Origin of the sequence: Psychrobacter sp. JCM 18900 (assembly GCF_904846625.1) — a bacterium.
Lineage (GTDB): Bacteria > Pseudomonadota > Gammaproteobacteria > Pseudomonadales > Moraxellaceae > Psychrobacter.
In genome coordinates this window covers 127,198-143,238 of the sequence record NZ_CAJHBL010000001.1, presented here as the reverse complement: position 1 = coordinate 143,238, position 16,041 = coordinate 127,198, and the positions used below count along the sequence as shown (strand labels likewise).

Sequence of the window (16,041 nt, the reverse complement as noted above, 5' to 3'; positions counted from 1 at the left end):
GAGTTTCTAGTGCGACATCGATCGTATCTTATCGCCTATAAAGCACTTATAAACAGTTCGGTGGTTTTGGTAAGCCTGCTAAGCGATTGACATGACGCGCAACCAAACCTGTATTAAACAATTGCTGTAGCTTTTGATTGCTAATATCAAGTTCTGGCAAAGTCTTTTGTAGCCATTTGATTAATGGACGGGTTGCTGGCGCGTGATTAAATTTATCAAAAAACGCGCGCACTTGTTGCAAAATTTCTAAATGCTCATCGCTCAGATTAACCTCTAACGTGTCTGCCAATTGCTGTGCGATAGCAGGTGTCCAAATCGTATGGTCACATAGATGGCCGTCTTGATCTAATTCGATATCAGCCGCTGATAATGCAGCGTTGTGAGTGGTCATGTCATTACTCATAAGGCAATCGTCACCACTTTGTCAAACTGACTGTTCTGAGTCAGATTCACCCATTCTGCGTCGGTTAAAATAGCAGTCAACTTAGTCTCTAAATTAAGTTTGCCAGTTGTATTTGCTGTGAGCTGTGCGATGTCATCTGCCAATGCGTAAATACCAGCAATATCCTCGATATCGCTATCATTTAGATAAGCATTGAGCCAGTCGATAAAAGCAGGGGTGGCGCCAAGCAGAATGATACTGTCGCCCGTGCGCCAAGTGCGAGACATCTCTTCAGTACTGCGTCTAAGGGTATCCATCGTGCTATGCAATTGATATAAAGTTGCCATAAAGGTGTCCGATTACGTGCTTTATTATTTTATAAATCTAAGTTATACAGCGTCTTAAAAGGTAAGTATCTGCTCAAAGTTTTGTGAGTTGATGACCTCTGGCACGAGTGTGAGCTGTGATGCCAGATCTGTCGGCAACATACCAGTGACCCAGCCACTAAAGACATCATCAGGTAGCCAAGCTGCGGGCATATCGTAAAGCTCAAGTGACTGAATCATGCCATGCAGCCGCGAGTCAGATTGCATCAATAGGCCAAAGACCGGCGCATCTAAGAACAATTGCACCTCATGACCAAATGTCGCTAGAGTTAGCGCAAGCGCACAACCTTCGTAGCTTGCTGCTTCAGTGGGCGTGTGCAGTTGAATTAATAATCTCATTATGTATTCCTAAAAATAGTTACCGCTACCAGTGATGTTAATAGACAAACTATCAAACGACATGCTATCAAAACTGTATCAAACGACAGTTATCCTGCATCATCATCGCAAGCTCACTGAGTCCCACTAACGTAAACCCTGTCGCAAGATTGGCACCGTCAAGCTGATGGCGTGAACTGTTGTCTACATCACTCACGCCGCGGCTAAGGGCTGTACTGACACAGACAGGCAGGGGGAATTGATACTGCTCAGCCAATGACTGCCATTCTTTGGTCAAGTCTAGTTGATCGGCTGACTGCCAACGCAATCGATTGGCTATGTGAGCCGAGTCGCCATAAAAGAAGACATTGAGCAGAGGTTGTTCAGAGGCAGCATTATCGCTGCTGCCTGTATTATTAGTGTCATTGTTATCAATATCATGACTATTCGCTGCGCCCTTCAGGTAAGCGCGTGCATAGCGTAACGCCAAGTGTGCTAATGGGTGGCTAGGGTCAGCAGTAATCAGTAGTAACGGGGTAGTGGTCGTCATAAGGCGCAGTATCACATATTATAAATAAGAGTTTAAAAATTATGGCCGAGTTGCTATAAATGCTTTGTATAAAGTAATTTGGTCGTTATTATTATAGTGCTTGTGTGCAAATTTGCGTGACAGAAAACAGAATTTATACTGATAATGCGACATACAGCGGATCATACTGTCACATCAAATAGCGTTATGTCATAAAAGAGAGGTGAGTCGTCTCTATCAAAGATGTTTATGCTAACATAAAGCGCCGCAAACCAAATAGAGTCACTGTTATTTAACGTGGTTTTATCTCAAGTGTAGGCACACTGAGTATTATTATTTGATGCTGTGACTGCCTCGTAAGAAAAAACAATAAACTTATGAGCTAGGTTCACGTAGTCTTACCATTCTATGTAAGGAGTTTTTGTCACTATGTTACCTGCTATGCCCTCACGTGTGAACAATGGTACAGATTATCAGCCTACCGTAGAACAACTGCAAGTCCTGAAGACAGCGAGCGAGTTCGCTTACCAAATTTGGGAAAGTCGGACCGTTTCATGTCAGACGTTTTTGCGTAGCTATCCATTGAATAGTACGCTGACCCGCCAGCAAATCGATGATCTGATACAAGATTATACGTTAGATGAGAACTATCAACTCGCTGATGAAATCAAGGTCATGAGTGGTCTGCGTCACTTGCGCACGCTACTAATGATGCGCTGGATTTGGCAAGATGCCTTGCAGACGATCAGTCTAGAGCAGCTGACCGATGAGTTGTCTGAGTTTGCAGATGGCTGTATCTCTTTTGCTAAAGATTACACTTATCAGCACTTGGTTGCTAAATATGGCGAGCCGACCTTTATCAATGAACAAGGCAATGTACAGATTGATGATATGGCAATCATGGCCATGGGTAAACTTGGTGCGCAAGAGCTGAATTTATCAAGTGATATTGACTTAATCTTTGTACATCAAGCACGCGGCGAGACCAATGGCAGTAAAGCAAAAGGCACACGTAGCATAGATAACAAACGCTTTATGACTCGATTGGGTCAAGGCATTATTAAACTGCTTGATAACAAGACCGCTGATGGTTTTGTCTTTCGAGTAGATATGCGCTTACGTCCATGGGGTGATGGAAGTGATTTGGCCATTCATCTGTCTGCATTGCAAAAATACTTTACGATGCATGGGCGTGCATGGGAGCGTTTTGCTTGGTTAAAAGCGCGCGTAGTCGGACAAATAGACCAGCCGTTTTATGAAGAGATACAATCGCTGATTAAGCCATTTGTCTTTCGTTATTACGTGGACTACAGTGCGTTTTCGGCATTGAGAGAGATGAAGTCTCTTATTCAAAACCAAGTTGCACAGCGTGAAGACTTGGACAATATCAAGCTTGGCGCGGGCGGTATCAGAGATATTGAGTTTATCGTACAGGCCTTTCAGCTTATCTATGGTGGCCGGCATCCACAGCTGCAAATCAAACCTTGCTTGCAAGCGATGCAAGTATTATGTGAGCTTGGCTATCTGGAGCATTCAACTTATGAGCAGCTACAGGCCGCGTATCGGTTCTTACGCCGGCTGGAGCATGCTATTCAAGCGATTAATGATCAGCAGACCCAGCGCTTACCACACGATGAGCAATGGCAACATAATCTAGCAGTGACGCTGAATTTTGAAAACTGGCATGCCTTATTAGATCAGCTTAATCGTCATCGCGAGAGTGTCAATGTGCCGTTTGAGCGTATGGTCACTGAGCGTCAAATACCTGATAACGAAGATACTGACCTAGAGCCAGAGCACTTAGATGAGCAAATTGCCCGTTTAAATGAAGTGCTAACAAAAGAAAATCGCGAGGTACTACAGAATTTTTGGCAATCAAAAATGGTGGCTAATTTAAGTGATGAAGCCAGAGAGCGTTTAGACGACGCATATCCTGTCATTGTCCATGCGTTGTTAGCGCATCAAGAACAGCAGCAACTTGCCAATACTGCTTTACCAAGATTGATCTCACTGCTTGAAGCGATTTGTCGCCGTTCTATCTACTTGGTCATGATTGCTGAAAACCCTAATGCAACGATTGAGCTGATTCCAATGCTATCTGCTAGCCCATGGATCGCAAAAGAGTTGGCTCAGTATCCTGTATTATTAGACACATTTTTGCAGCAGCGTTATCGCCATCTGCCAGATAAGCGTGAGCTACGTGATATCGTGCGCCAACAATTACTACGCGTCGAGCCAAACGATGAAGAAGAGCTTTTAAGCGTCCTACGCCTGTTCAAAAAGAATCAGGTGTTGGCGGTTGCTGCTAGTGATGTATTGGCTGAACGCCCGATTATGAAAGTATCGGATTCATTGACTTATATCGCTGAAGTCGTACTAGAAGCAGCATTAGAGCGCGCTTTTGCAGAGATTGTTAACCGTTATGGGTATCCTATTGGCCAAGATGGCGACCCAGTCACTGAAGCGGACTGCGGCTTTGCAATTATCGGTTATGGCAAGCTTGGTGGCTTAGAGTTGTCGTATTCTTCAGATTTGGACTTGGTATTTTTACACAAGATAAAAGAGCAAGGCATGACCACTGGTGAAAAATCAGTCAGTGGTATGAAATTTGCCGCGCGTCTTGTACAAAAACTGATGAATTATCTCAATACTCAAACCCGTGATGGCCGTGCCTATGAGATTGATATGCGTCTGCGGCCTTCAGGAAATGCTGGCATGATGGTGGTGTCTTGTCATGCGTTTGAAACCTATCAGATGGATAAAGCATGGTCATGGGAGCATCAAGCGTTGGTACGTGCTCGTGCGATTTGCGGAGACAGACGAGTCACTGCACGCTTTTGTGATATTCGCCGCGATGTCTTGTCGTTGCCACGGACACTGGATCAAGTACGTAGTGAAGTCACCAGCATGCGTATCAAAATGCAAAAGCATCTAGGCACAAGTCAATGGCAACAGGAAGCGGGCAAGTTTCATCTTAAACAAGATGCAGGCGGGATTGTAGACATTGAGTTCTTAGCACAGTTTGCCGTATTGGCTTACTCACATGAATATCCAAGTTTGACCAAGTGGAGCGATAATGTGCGAATTTTTGCAGAAGTTGCTTTGCTTGGTATTTGGGATGACCAAGTCTGTCAGGATTTGACCGATGCCTATCTAAGGATTCGTGCTGCCACGCATCAGTTAGCTCTATCAGAGCAGTCTTTGCTCGTTGATGAGTCATTGTGGCAGGAGACGCGAGCGTTAGTACAGTCACAGTGGCAGCATCTCATGGGCGTGGAGACAGATGACGAGTAATATCGTAACTTGTATGATTCAGGCCTTGCCGATAGTCCAAGAGACGCTTAAACTGTCATGCGTTACTGTGAATAAAAGCTATCAATAAAAGCTATGAACAAAAACTATGGATAGAAACGGTAGCTAGGAACGATATAATTAAAAACCATATAGTGCCAAACCAAAAGATTTCATTTGCCAAGACGGCCAGTGATATAATCGGTCACACATCATCATAATACTGTCAGTCATTTGTCATAATGAAGCTGTTGTTTAGGCAATAAAAATTGACGCTGCGGTGTTATCATACGATGTTGATCAATACTGTTAAATAAAACCTACCTAAAAAAAGTTAGACGTCAGTGCTAGCATAAGGACAATAAAATGAATATGGCAACACAAGATGGTAAGCTTTGGATGAATGGCACGATGATCGAACAGCCAGATGCTAAAGTTCATGTGCTTACACATAGCTTGCATTACGGCATGGCTGTGTTTGAAGGCGTACGAGCTTACCAAACAGCGGATAATCGTACTGCTATTTTCCGCTTAAAAGAACATACCGAACGTCTACTTGGCTCAGCCAAAATCTTTCAAATGGACGTACCTTTTGATGCTGCCACTTTAGAGCAAGCACATAAGGATGTGGTCAAGCAAAACAACTTGGCAGAAGCTTATATTCGTCCGCTCATTTGGGTAGGTGCAGAAAAACTTGGCCTGTCTTCACGTGATAACAGCATCAATGCAATGGTTGCTGCTTGGCATTGGGGTGCTTATCTTGGTGAAGAAGGCATCAAAAACGGTATCCGTGTAAAAACGTCATCTTATACGCATCACATGCCAAATGTGACTATGTGTAAGGCTAAGGCCTCTAGTAACTATCCTGTGTCTATCATGGCCAACCAAGAAGTGACGCGTAATGGCTATGACGAAGCTATCTTGATGGATCCACAAGGGTTTGTATGTCAGGGCGCAGGCGAGAACTTATTTTTGGTAAAAAATGGTGAGCTACATACGCCAGACCTATCAGGTGGAGCATTAGACGGTATTACCCGTCGTACTATCTTACAGTTCGCGGCTGACCTAGGTATCAATGTTATCGAACGCCGTATAACTCGTGATGAGTTTTACTTGGCTGACGAGATATTTATGACAGGTACTGCTGCTGAAGTGACGCCTATTCGTGAATATGACGATCGTATCATCGGTAATGGTGGCCGCGGTGAGTTGACTGAAAAACTACAGACCTTATACTTTGATGTAGTCCATGGTCGTAACGAGAAATATATGGACTGGTTAAGCTTTATTGATTAATACAATATCTAAAAAGGTGCTAAAAAAGAAAGCCAACACTATTTAATAGTGTTGGCTTTCTTTTTCTGAAAGAGAAATCAGCATGCCCATAAATCGTTGTTTTTATATCACTGTCCGATATTATAATATTTAATTTTAGACTTTATTTTTGCTTCGACTTTTCTAACATTACGGCTATTGATTGTTTTGCTCATGGATCTGAATGGAATCAGAAGCTTATCACCAATACCATCGACTAGTACAAACTCAGGAATACCGTGTCTTTGTTCTGTATACATGATACCTGCAATATTTACTTCACCAAATACAACGTGTAAGTTACAGCATTCATTAAAAAATTTATCTAAAGCATCTGCATGACTTTTATTAAAGCTATTATCTTCGTCTAAATCATACACAGACACAACTGAGCCATTAGGAGAGGTTATCTTTTCAGTAACTAGTGCTAGCCCTTGGTCTGTTCCAATCATACCGTAAACTGTTTCGATAGGAAAAGTATAATTAAGCTTAGCGTAGCTGTTTTTACATAATTGTAAATACTGTAATAACTCTCTACGGAACTGTTTGTAAATCCCTTGAGAGCGATGTGCACGTAAATAATGTTGCTTAGCCCTTGCACCATCAGCAGTAGCATGTTTCGGATTCATAATTTTTATTATTTTGTCTGAATATACTGGATGCTCAAATACAATTTTCTGAGTACCTTGTCCTAGTAATTTGAGGTTTTTGGTTAAGAGCATGGTTATGTTTTTCCTATACTGCAGTATCTGAGATTTGAATATTTACGAAACAATAAAATATGATGTTTAATCATGACATATTAGACTTTCAGTTATAACGTTGGTAGAAGTTATTTGTTAGCTCAAAAATAGTACTAATAAATGATTAACCAACAAATATTATTATTGAGGTTAAGCTCTAATTTATTAATATCAAGTATTCTTCAATAGATACTCATAATACGAGTTAGGCTTTATGTCTTTCACATAAGACATTTTATGTATACTGGCTTGCGAGATAATATTTTGATATTCAGTTTCATTGTAAGGTTTGTCTAGTGACGCAACCAATAAATGAGGTTTAGTATCATCAATGATAGGGCATTGATATCCTGCAAGCTCGCCTTTTATAAGCGTATCAAATAAAATCTGGAAGAAAAAATAATGAGGGATATATTCTTGTGTTTTCCAAAAATTTAAAATTAAGTCTAAACAGGTATGAATAACCGGATCATTTTTTCGAGCAAAGATAACGCTATTTAATACATTAATTTTATGGTCACTTTCCCAAGAAAAATAGCTCTTGTTAAATTTTTTCCATTGTTCTTTATCTCGTGCATCTTCGGCACGTTGATACATAAAGAAACCACTATTTTTCAGCACGGCAGGTAGAGGTGCAGAGAGGTAAATCGTTGCATCTAACCAAATACCGCCATAAACATCGAGCAAGGCAAGACGCACTAAATCAGCAAAGAAGGCTGGTCTGAAACCTGGAGACGTTTTTTTATCCCAAATAAAATCAGGTAAATCTAGATAGTCGTAGATATTGCTGTCATCTAGACGGATGATTTTATAGTCAGCAGCATGTTTGTCTACTGACTTAAAGTATAATTTAACTGATTCAGGAAGACGGTTTTCAGTAATACCTTGCCCCCAGTATTGCCAAATGATTTTTTCGTTCTTAAATTCTTTTTTTGGCTGCAATGAAAAAGTCATTAACTTGCCATGGTTATATAGCTCAATAAATTGTGCCCAGCACTTTGCAACTTGGTTTTGCTGTTCGAAGTCAGCTTTCTTTTCAAAATTTTTGCGCTTGCTTCTAGGTGTGACTACGTTATAAAGATAGCGATAGGGTTTTTTCTTTTTTCTTTTTAACCTTGTATACGCTTTACTGTCTGAAAAAAAGCGAGGCGATATATTGTCTGAATCGAGTTTTGAGTTTTCTTTTACGTCTGCCATTATTCTTTTTCCATTCAGCTTGAGTAATCTTATTATTAGTCTCACCTCTGAGATATGAGTGCCCGCCAAAACGATAATGGGACTTATCAGAGAACATTAACTTAGAGGTTTTCTTCCAGTATTCACGCTCACCACGTGTGAAGTACGGGGGTAGTATTTTAATATCTGCGCGTCCCAGAGCAAACTTATTTAAATAGCTCTCATCATGCCATAAAGCGATAATATTATTTTTCAGATCTGTTTCTGTTTGTGCATTCAATAACTCACATAGCTCTAAAAACGCATTTGTTTTACCGCCTAGAATACCACCAGCAAAATAATGCCTTCCTTGATTATAGGGGATATATGCTTGGGATTGAGGGTTACGGTCATAAGGATACTTTCTTCTATGACGATGAAATACATGTGGCTGTAGATAAAGAGTCAGTTTTTCATGATCTTTTAATGGTAGTAAATCTTCTTGAAATATTGTATCTAAAAATTCTGTATTGCCATTAAAGTAAAATGAAAAGTCAAAAGAACTAATAAACTGACGAGCATTTAAAAATATTTGATATCTCATTAATGCTATATAAGGCCATTGCAAGGCTTCCTGTTTTATCATAGAAACATTAAGATACTCAGACTGCTTATTCAATAACTCTATATTATCTGTGAACAAAACGTAATGTTTATCACAATTCGGTAGTAAATATTTTTCAGCAGATTTATAGAAGTAATCCCAAAACACAGTGTACCGACCAGTTGCAATATATAGAATGGCAACAGATGGTTGAGGGTGATTATCTATTGTAGAAATAGTTGGTGGCATAGCAAACTCGATCGTCGTAATGAAATTATTGTCTATGATTTATAGTCGATATCGAAAAAATTATTTAAAAGGCACTTCTTTCGCGAAAAGGGCTTTTTTAGCTTGTGTCACTAATCTTCTAGCTTCTTTGTGTACTTTAGCGAATCCTTTTTGCTTTTCTAGTTTCATTCGATCTTTACGATCTGTCAGTAGTGCACTAGGTAGAGAAGGGTTATTCTTGTGTAAAAGCATTTCTTGGATACATAACGCAGGTACTAACTGTTGCACTGCCTCAGAGCCACTAATAATAAAATTATCAAACATCAAACTATCTAGAGGTAGTAAGTTATTATTTTTGATATAGTCTAGATATACTTTGGCACCTTGAAGAGATAGTATATAGCCTGCCGTGCCTAAATTTTTACCTTTTAATTCAGTTACATAGCGCTTACCACCTAGGACAGCATGTGTATCTTTTGATAAATAGGTTTTTTTGGCAAAAGCTTCAATTTTAACGATCTGCCAGTCAAATTTAATCCACTTGTCGCAATTGAGTAACGGCTCAGCATCGTCACCTAAATAAATATCATCTTCAAAAATAGTGGCGTATGCTAAATTCTCTTTGATGATTTTTTCCCAAATTGCTACGTGACTCATCATACATGCTATTTCACCTAAGGTTAAACTGGCAGATGCTAAGTCTAAAGATAAACGTTCAGCATAAGGTTTCGCAACATCCGGTGTTAAAGCATCAAAGAATTCATAGTTTACGTTATGTTTACCAAATTCTGATTCAATATGCTTTCTGCGGTCGGTTGCAGAGGCTAAGCTAATGACAAACTTTCTCATAATAGGGTGGTCCTACATTATTTGGTAATGATTAAGTTTTTAATGGCTATGGCTTTATCTTGCAACATTCTTTTCTGTTTTTTCAAACTATAAAATGAGTCTCTACCTTCTTTTTCTTTACGTTGTATATTTTGGGTCGCTTGTGTACCTAAGATATCGCTGTCGAATCCCATTGGGCTAATCAGTGCAGGCCATAGGCCTAGACCTTTACCATTTTGGCTAAGCCATCTTTGGAAGAAAATGTCGACAGGCATATAAATGGTCTTACCTTGTTTAATAAACTCTTCTGCACCTTTGCGTGACCAAATAAGCCCTAAGCCGCGGATAGGGAAGTAATAAGCATGCCATAAAGTATGCGCATCAAAAGTAACAATGTCTTTAGCAAGCTTCTTTTTTTTAGCTGCGATATTAACCAGATACCAGTCCAACTCTGGATGAGTATGTAGATACGTCAGTGTTTTATCAATAACAGGTTTAAAACTACTGATCATCTTCATATCATCTTCTAATACAACTAAAATATCAGCATCAGTTTCCAGGAACTTTTGTGCACATTGATAATGGCTTAAATAGCAGCCGATTTCTGAATTTAAAAGACTACGACCTAAATTACTTCTGGCTCGTTTGTCATCATAGTCTATAAACTCCGATAAAGCTTTGCCGCGGCCATCATAGGCAGCGATGCGTTCAAATGACCAACCAATATTATTAAGCTGTTGTTTCGATCTTTCTAGGCGCTCATCGCTACCGTCTAGGTTGATCAAGTAAGTAAGAACTTTCATATCATTTACCTTTTGATAGCACATTGGGTTTCTTCTCTCAACAACGATTCGGGTAAGTATAGATAGAACTTTTTAATCATTGCTTTATTAACCTTTTGTGAAAACCCTTCACTTAATAAGTCCATACTTTGAATACAACCGTATTTTATAGATTCATCATCTAAATTTTTTATGAATTTCTCTACGCTATATTCATTTTTAAGATAGTTTAGGTTTAAATCAGGTTTCAGAACGGCTTTATTTTTCTGTATGCTTAAGTGATTAGCCAAAGAAATTGGATCGAATTGAGATATATCTCTAAAACGATGCTTTATCTGATTTTCCAGAAAAGTAATGTTGCTTAGTAAATAGCTGCTTAATATGCTCTTGTCAACAATATGAGGATAATGATGTATCTTGAAGAATTGGTTAGTCTTAAGAGGTATAGAGCCTAACATTTGAGCTGTAGTATATTTAGGCTGAATAGGAGTCTCTAAAAATTTGTTTAAGAGTTGCCGATATTTCATTTTAGTATTAAGTACTATTTTCTTTTGCCAATGGCCATGAATAATAATTTTTTCATCATCCAAAAATTCATCCATTTTTACCGGTTGGTTAAAAAAGAAATCATCGTTCATATAGATGAAGTAATCAGATAGCCCATTAATATTCCATATCATCGTCTCGATTGAAGTGCTATTAAACGTAGGTAAAAACTGCTCGTAACCTGAAAATATATCTTTATGATCAACGATGCGTATTTTATCTGCTGAACAAATACCTTGTTTGGCAAACTCATCGATGAACGCTGGCTTTTGTTGATCTGTGACGATATATATATGACGACAAAAAGGCACATATTTGATGATAGAAGCAATATTATAATATATCTCATCGTCACTGGCGAAACGAGTGTCAGTTATTGCGTCAGATGCCACTTTTTTAGTTGGCTTATACTGTTCTCGTTTTTGCTTGAGTATAGGGTCTGCGCCATCTACCCAAGCAATGACGATGTCTAATGTGTTTTCATTAGGCTGTTTCATAACTGATCCTGTTTTTGCGGATACATATCTATTTTAGTAGCGATATTAGACCAGCTATGATATTTGCTGATGCGATTATTAACAAGGTTTAATCGATTTAGATAGTTAGACTAATTATAATTTTTATAGACATACCGTTAAATCCTGCTCGTACTTTACTGAGTGAATGCCGAGCACCAGCGGTAGGTGAGACTAGCATATAAAGTCAGAACGCTGCAATAATTATGACCATAGTTGCATTTATTTGGCTAACCTATCATGCCTATACCGTTAAAAAATCAAGCTGAGACACTAATGCCACCTATTATTCTATTTATTTTAAAAGCGCTTGAAGGTCGCGGTGCTGAGCGTATGGTTACGACTTTGGCAAGCACTTATGCAGATATGGGCTATCGTACTCATATCTTATGTTTGGAGGCGACGCAAGATATGCTACTAGACGCTCGCGTGCAATATCACATCGTGCCATATGATGAGGTGTTTTCTGAGCAGAATCTCGACCCAGAATCTACGCAAGCAAAAGCTTACGAATCAGTTGCTAAACGTATTGATACTTACGTGCTTAGCCAAATAGGAAAGCCAGATTTGATACTGGCTAATATCTATAAAATAAACTGGATTATGGCATATAGCCAGTTGCCAAACATCGTAAATGTACTGCATACAGCGCTATCAAAGCAGTTCCAAAATCAATTATTAGAGGCGCCAGTACAGACTATAAATCATTTGAAAATGGTTTATGGCGCTCATCTTTGTAGCTGTGTAAGTAAGGGTGCACGCCAAGATTTGATTGCTCTTATCGGAAATATCACCAAAACCACAACAATCTACAATCCTTGTGATGCTATTGCTATAAATACCAAAGCAGCAGCATCTAGCCATCTTGAACATTTCGGCTTAGTAGATAAAGAGTACATTATACATGTTGCCTCTTTTGATAGCATGAAAGGTCATCGAGACTTGCTACAGGCGTATGGCAAAACAGAACGGAAGCTGCCGTTAGTACTAGTAGGTAAAGGTAGGCTTGAAGCAGAGATTAAACAGTTGGCTGTCCAACTAAATATTAGCGATTGTATTAAGTTTTTAGGCTTTCAGACAAACCCTTATCCATTAATTAGATCAGCTGCACTGATGGTACTTACTTCTAAGTTTGAAGGCTTTGGTTATGTCATCGTAGAGGCGCAGGCACTGGGTGTACCAGTAATCAGTACGGATTGTCCTTTTGGTCCACGAGAGCTATTACCCGAGCAGAACTTGATTGCGGTAGGTGATATTGATGGAATGGCATTGCTCATCGATCAAGCCATAGATAACCTTACAGATTATATAGTGCCGCTAAACCAGCAGTTGCTGCCTGAACATATTGCAAGACAGTACTTAGCCTTTAGTTCTGTCTTAGATTCAGAGAAAAATGAGGGTTTATAACTTGTAGTGGTTCTTAATTAAACGCAATCAAGTAGAGGTTGTTAATTACGAGTCATCAACTAGAAAGTGTCGAATAGCGTTTTAGAGATAGGAGAGTGATTGACGACAGGGACACCATGCGATTGATAGATTCTGCCGAGCAAGTTAAACGAAGGTATAATGCGCTCGTTCATGACTTTGCTGAGCATACTTGGCGCACTATTGTTTTTATTTTCATAAAACCGTGGTTGCTTACTGTTGAGCAGGTCAATACCGTACAGATGAATACTCGCTGCTTGACGCGAAAACGCCAACTGCGCCGCGACATAAGCAACGGTGCCTGCTTCCACAAATCCATGAGTAATGTTAAGAGAGACACCAATGTCAGCCGCTTTATGATCGCTATCAATAATAAAGTTTGGATTATTGATAAAGTACGATAGCGGCATTTTTTTATTGAGTAATTTTTTCTTAAAGATAAGCTTATTAAAAGATAGCTTGTTTGACTTGACTCCCCATGGCCTATCCACTGGGTACAACACCCGCATGGCATGATGGTACGTTTGCATAATATCAGGGTGCGTGGTGGCCATCGCTTCAAAGACAGCTAATGTTGCATATAGAGGTTGACCCGTATAGTACTGCTGTAAAATCTCAGGCTGATGATTGATAAAGCGCGCATCACTGATGACGTAACCAGCAATATCGGTAAACTGATGCTGCCCAATCAGGCTGATACTGCCATTGACAAAAATAGTAGGCGTATCTAGGAGCTCTGCTAACGGTAGCTGCTGTATAGATGGACCTGAAGCGATAATATTGACATCTTTTCCATGCAGGCTTTGTTCAGGTTCATTGGCATTAAAAGCATTGATAATGATGAGCTCATTATCAATATTGAACCCAGCGGTAGCAGGTAGTCTCAAATATAGCGCCATACTATTTTCCAGTCGTTTATTTCACCTATCTTATATCTTAATACACTGCCTTTACGCTAATTATAAATTGTCTAAATATGGTTAATTGCTAAGCATTTATTGCCAATGGTCTTTTAACCATGGGCTTGGCTTCACATGTCGATACCATTTACCGCCACTACCAGCAATTGCATCGGGCGGGTTAATCTCACCGTGGAAGATAACGATTTTTGCATCATTTGGCAGAGTAGGTGTGCGTACAAAGTTAAAAGGAATAGGCGCAATACATTGGTACTTAAAGCTGACACACCATGTTTTATCCCAATACTCTAGGTGGTGATGCTCACGCAAATAGTTAGAGAGGTAAGCCTGCTCGTGACGTACTTGGGTGCGAATGGTTTCAAAGTTTCGCTCAAAATTGGACAGTAAATCAGGATAGGTATTCATACCAATATTAAAGCGATAGACAGAGCTGTTGCCAATCATGCGCCAAGGTTTTTTCCAGTCGCGGATGATGACGACGCTGTCTTCATGCTCAGCTTGGTAAGTAAAATACGCATCGATATTATCAACAATGACGATATCGATATCTAAAAATAGGGCCACACCTTTTAAATCATACAGCTCAGGCTTAAAGGTAGTCAGTTTCTTCCAACCACGTTCAGGACCTGCTGGTAGATCCATATCAGGTATCGGATAACATGCAATTGCAGGGTCAATACCTGTGCTGTCATCGGTCAAGCAAACCATTTGGAAATCTAAGGTTAGATGTCGACTAACCATGTTGTAGAGACGATTGACATATTCAGGACCATATTTGTCGCCCCATTTCATACAGATGATATAACGCTGTTCAGCAGCATTTGTATTGGTCTGATTAGGGTCTATAGATGAAATCTTAGTTACGTCAGATGTCATAATGCACTCGTATTGAGATAATAGTCAGATAAATGAAGGACTAATAAAAAGTAAAAGGATGTAGAGTTCAGTCAATATTAGCATAGCTGCGACTGATGGTACGTCTAAACTGATGGTACGTCTAAATAGTGCAACGCTAGGTTGGTGATGACTAATGATTGTCGAGCTTAGTGTTATCGCTTTTAACGCTATCGTTGATATCGCTATCAGAACGACTAGAAACGCTAGAATGGTGAGATTGGATAAAGGCTGCTAAAGTCTCTTTATCTTTTTTATAAGGATTGCCTAAGTTTGGAATACGCTTAAAACGTCGATAGCCCCACATATAATGACTGTAGTTGTCTGTAATCATACGCTCCATGGCCTGATTGAGAGCATAAGTTGCCACTTCAGCATTGCGGTCATACAAGGCTGGATCATCGAGTTTGTAGCAGTAAATATCAAAGCCGCGTCCATCGGTACGGCGAATACAAGATAAGCCAACTAGCGCACATTTGGTTTTGCTCGCCAATTTTGAGGCAAGTGTACTGGTCAATGTTTTTATACCAAAGAATGGAACGACAACGCCGCCTGATGGTTCTGGAACGTGGTCGGGCAATACAATACTAAAACCACCTTGCTTGAGTGTTTTAAACACGGCTTTGACGCCGCTCCCATCAGTAGGTACCAAAGTGGCATTGAGTCGCGCTCGACCCTGAAGGATAAACTCGTTAGCGAATTTGCCGTCAACTGGCTTATACATAATGGTTGGCGCACCAAACTGGTTGAGCCAAGCATTCATCATCTCCCAAGTGCCGAGATGCGGTACGATAGCAAGCATGCCATTTGGATTGGCAAGACCCTCTAAAAAAATGTCTTTATTATGGACATCACGAATCTGAGCGATACTCCATTCAGGTGGCATCGCCCAGCTTTTTATAGATTCAATACTGGTCAAACATTGATGATAAATAATATCTTTGGTCAATGCGCACTTTTGCTGCTCAGACAGTGTATGAGTAATCAGCGCCATATTGATCTGAATGGTACGCATGATACTTAGACTGGGTATCTTAATGATAACCCAAGCGGCAAAACGTGCCAGCATCTGCAGTACAGACAATGGCACGACTTTGAAAATATGATACGGATTCATGACCACTCACATGGTAATGAATCACGTAACAAGCACTGTAGACAGCAACCGCGCATCATCAAAC

General features: G+C 39.9%; 16 protein-coding genes. 3 read left to right on the top strand and 13 right to left on the bottom strand.

Going from position 1 to position 16,041, the window contains the following annotated elements:
• Positions 1-46 precede the first annotated feature (46 nt).
• The 4 genes from JMX96_RS00580 to tusD all read right to left on the bottom strand — a co-directional run bounded on the left by JMX96_RS00580 (position 47) and on the right by tusD (position 1,636).
• Positions 47-391, bottom strand: coding sequence for a TusE/DsrC/DsvC family sulfur relay protein (locus JMX96_RS00580; protein ID WP_180958151.1), 345 nt, complete (start codon positions 389-391; stop codon positions 47-49).
• A gap of 8 nt (positions 392-399) precedes the next feature.
• On the bottom strand, positions 400-729 hold the full coding sequence (locus tag JMX96_RS00575; protein ID WP_201566604.1) for a hypothetical protein: 330 nt from the start codon (positions 727-729) through the stop codon (positions 400-402).
• A 54-nt stretch (positions 730-783) separates the two neighbouring features.
• Complete coding sequence (locus JMX96_RS00570) at positions 784-1,107, bottom strand: hypothetical protein (RefSeq protein ID WP_201566602.1); 324 nt, start codon at positions 1,105-1,107, stop codon at positions 784-786.
• A 67-nt stretch (positions 1,108-1,174) separates the two neighbouring features.
• Positions 1,175-1,636 carry a sulfurtransferase complex subunit TusD gene (gene tusD, locus JMX96_RS00565; RefSeq protein WP_201566600.1) on the bottom strand — a complete coding sequence of 154 codons (462 nt, stop codon included), beginning with the start codon at positions 1,634-1,636 and terminating at the stop codon, positions 1,175-1,177.
• A 408-nt stretch (positions 1,637-2,044) separates the two neighbouring features.
• Between tusD and glnE the strand changes: the two genes are divergently transcribed.
• Together glnE and JMX96_RS00555 are read left to right on the top strand one after the other, a co-directional pair.
• Positions 2,045-4,909: a bifunctional [glutamate--ammonia ligase]-adenylyl-L-tyrosine phosphorylase/[glutamate--ammonia-ligase] adenylyltransferase gene (gene glnE / locus JMX96_RS00560; RefSeq protein ID WP_201566598.1), complete on the top strand. Its 2,865-nt coding sequence runs from the start codon at positions 2,045-2,047 to the stop codon at positions 4,907-4,909.
• A 363-nt stretch (positions 4,910-5,272) separates the two neighbouring features.
• A complete protein-coding gene (locus JMX96_RS00555; protein ID WP_101204426.1) occupies positions 5,273-6,202 on the top strand; it encodes a branched-chain amino acid transaminase in 930 nt (309 codons plus the stop codon).
• Positions 6,203-6,309: 107 nt separating this feature from the next.
• Here JMX96_RS00555 and JMX96_RS00550 read toward each other — a convergent pair whose 3' ends face one another.
• The 6 genes from JMX96_RS00550 to JMX96_RS00525 form a co-directional block, all read right to left on the bottom strand.
• Complete coding sequence (locus JMX96_RS00550; RefSeq protein ID WP_201566596.1) at positions 6,310-6,942, bottom strand: YrbL family protein; 633 nt, start codon at positions 6,940-6,942, stop codon at positions 6,310-6,312.
• Between the two features lie 192 nt (positions 6,943-7,134).
• Positions 7,135-8,160 (bottom strand): capsular polysaccharide synthesis protein, encoded by a 1,026-nt coding sequence (locus JMX96_RS00545; RefSeq protein WP_201566594.1) that lies wholly within the window; start codon positions 8,158-8,160, stop codon positions 7,135-7,137.
• On the bottom strand, positions 8,090-8,971 hold the full coding sequence (locus JMX96_RS00540) for a glycosyltransferase (protein ID WP_201547293.1): 882 nt from the start codon (positions 8,969-8,971) through the stop codon (positions 8,090-8,092). Before JMX96_RS00540 ends, JMX96_RS00545 begins: the two co-directional genes overlap by 71 nt.
• Positions 8,972-9,031: 60 nt before the next feature.
• Complete coding sequence (locus JMX96_RS00535) at positions 9,032-9,799, bottom strand: glycosyltransferase family 25 protein (RefSeq protein WP_201566592.1); 768 nt, start codon at positions 9,797-9,799, stop codon at positions 9,032-9,034.
• A 17-nt stretch (positions 9,800-9,816) separates the two neighbouring features.
• Positions 9,817-10,581 (bottom strand): glycosyltransferase family 25 protein, encoded by a 765-nt coding sequence (locus tag JMX96_RS00530; protein ID WP_201566589.1) that lies wholly within the window; start codon positions 10,579-10,581, stop codon positions 9,817-9,819.
• Between the two features lie 5 nt (positions 10,582-10,586).
• Positions 10,587-11,603: a Stealth CR1 domain-containing protein gene (locus JMX96_RS00525; protein ID WP_201566588.1), complete on the bottom strand. Its 1,017-nt coding sequence runs from the start codon at positions 11,601-11,603 to the stop codon at positions 10,587-10,589.
• A gap of 258 nt (positions 11,604-11,861) precedes the next feature.
• Here JMX96_RS00525 and JMX96_RS00520 point away from each other — a divergent pair, with 258 nt between their 5' ends.
• Positions 11,862-13,028 carry a glycosyltransferase gene (locus JMX96_RS00520; protein ID WP_227676838.1) on the top strand — a complete coding sequence of 389 codons (1,167 nt, stop codon included), beginning with the start codon at positions 11,862-11,864 and terminating at the stop codon, positions 13,026-13,028.
• Positions 13,029-13,087: 59 nt separating this feature from the next.
• On the opposite strand, the gene JMX96_RS00515 is transcribed toward JMX96_RS00520, so the two are convergent.
• From JMX96_RS00515 to JMX96_RS00505, 3 genes are all read right to left on the bottom strand, one after another.
• The gene (locus JMX96_RS00515; RefSeq protein WP_201566586.1) at positions 13,088-13,945 is read right to left on the bottom strand and encodes a hypothetical protein; all 858 of its coding nucleotides are present in this window, start codon (positions 13,943-13,945) and stop codon (positions 13,088-13,090) included.
• Between the two features lie 96 nt (positions 13,946-14,041).
• Positions 14,042-14,842, bottom strand: coding sequence for a glycosyltransferase (locus JMX96_RS00510; protein WP_201566584.1), 801 nt, complete (start codon positions 14,840-14,842; stop codon positions 14,042-14,044).
• A 151-nt stretch (positions 14,843-14,993) separates the two neighbouring features.
• A complete protein-coding gene (locus JMX96_RS00505) occupies positions 14,994-15,977 on the bottom strand; it encodes a lysophospholipid acyltransferase family protein (RefSeq protein WP_201566582.1) in 984 nt (327 codons plus the stop codon).
• Between the last annotated feature and the right edge of the window lie 64 nt (positions 15,978-16,041).

Coding starts and splice junctions, on each gene's coding strand:
- JMX96_RS00580 (WP_180958151.1), bottom strand. CDS start 391: ATGACCACTCACAACGCTGCATTATCAGCGGCTGATATCGAATTAGAT.
- JMX96_RS00575 (WP_201566604.1), bottom strand. CDS start 729: ATGGCAACTTTATATCAATTGCATAGCACGATGGATACCCTTAGACGC.
- JMX96_RS00570 (WP_201566602.1), bottom strand. CDS start 1,107: ATGAGATTATTAATTCAACTGCACACGCCCACTGAAGCAGCAAGCTAC.
- tusD (WP_201566600.1), bottom strand. CDS start 1,636: ATGACGACCACTACCCCGTTACTACTGATTACTGCTGACCCTAGCCAC.
- glnE (WP_201566598.1), top strand. CDS start 2,045: ATGTTACCTGCTATGCCCTCACGTGTGAACAATGGTACAGATTATCAG.
- JMX96_RS00555 (WP_101204426.1), top strand. CDS start 5,273: ATGAATATGGCAACACAAGATGGTAAGCTTTGGATGAATGGCACGATG.
- JMX96_RS00550 (WP_201566596.1), bottom strand. CDS start 6,942: ATGCTCTTAACCAAAAACCTCAAATTACTAGGACAAGGTACTCAGAAA.
- JMX96_RS00545 (WP_201566594.1), bottom strand. CDS start 8,160: ATGGCAGACGTAAAAGAAAACTCAAAACTCGATTCAGACAATATATCG.
- JMX96_RS00540 (WP_201547293.1), bottom strand. CDS start 8,971: ATGCCACCAACTATTTCTACAATAGATAATCACCCTCAACCATCTGTT.
- JMX96_RS00535 (WP_201566592.1), bottom strand. CDS start 9,799: ATGAGAAAGTTTGTCATTAGCTTAGCCTCTGCAACCGACCGCAGAAAG.
- JMX96_RS00530 (WP_201566589.1), bottom strand. CDS start 10,581: ATGAAAGTTCTTACTTACTTGATCAACCTAGACGGTAGCGATGAGCGC.
- JMX96_RS00525 (WP_201566588.1), bottom strand. CDS start 11,603: ATGAAACAGCCTAATGAAAACACATTAGACATCGTCATTGCTTGGGTA.
- JMX96_RS00520 (WP_227676838.1), top strand. CDS start 11,862: ATGCCTATACCGTTAAAAAATCAAGCTGAGACACTAATGCCACCTATT.
- JMX96_RS00515 (WP_201566586.1), bottom strand. CDS start 13,945: ATGGCGCTATATTTGAGACTACCTGCTACCGCTGGGTTCAATATTGAT.
- JMX96_RS00510 (WP_201566584.1), bottom strand. CDS start 14,842: ATGACATCTGACGTAACTAAGATTTCATCTATAGACCCTAATCAGACC.
- JMX96_RS00505 (WP_201566582.1), bottom strand. CDS start 15,977: ATGAATCCGTATCATATTTTCAAAGTCGTGCCATTGTCTGTACTGCAG.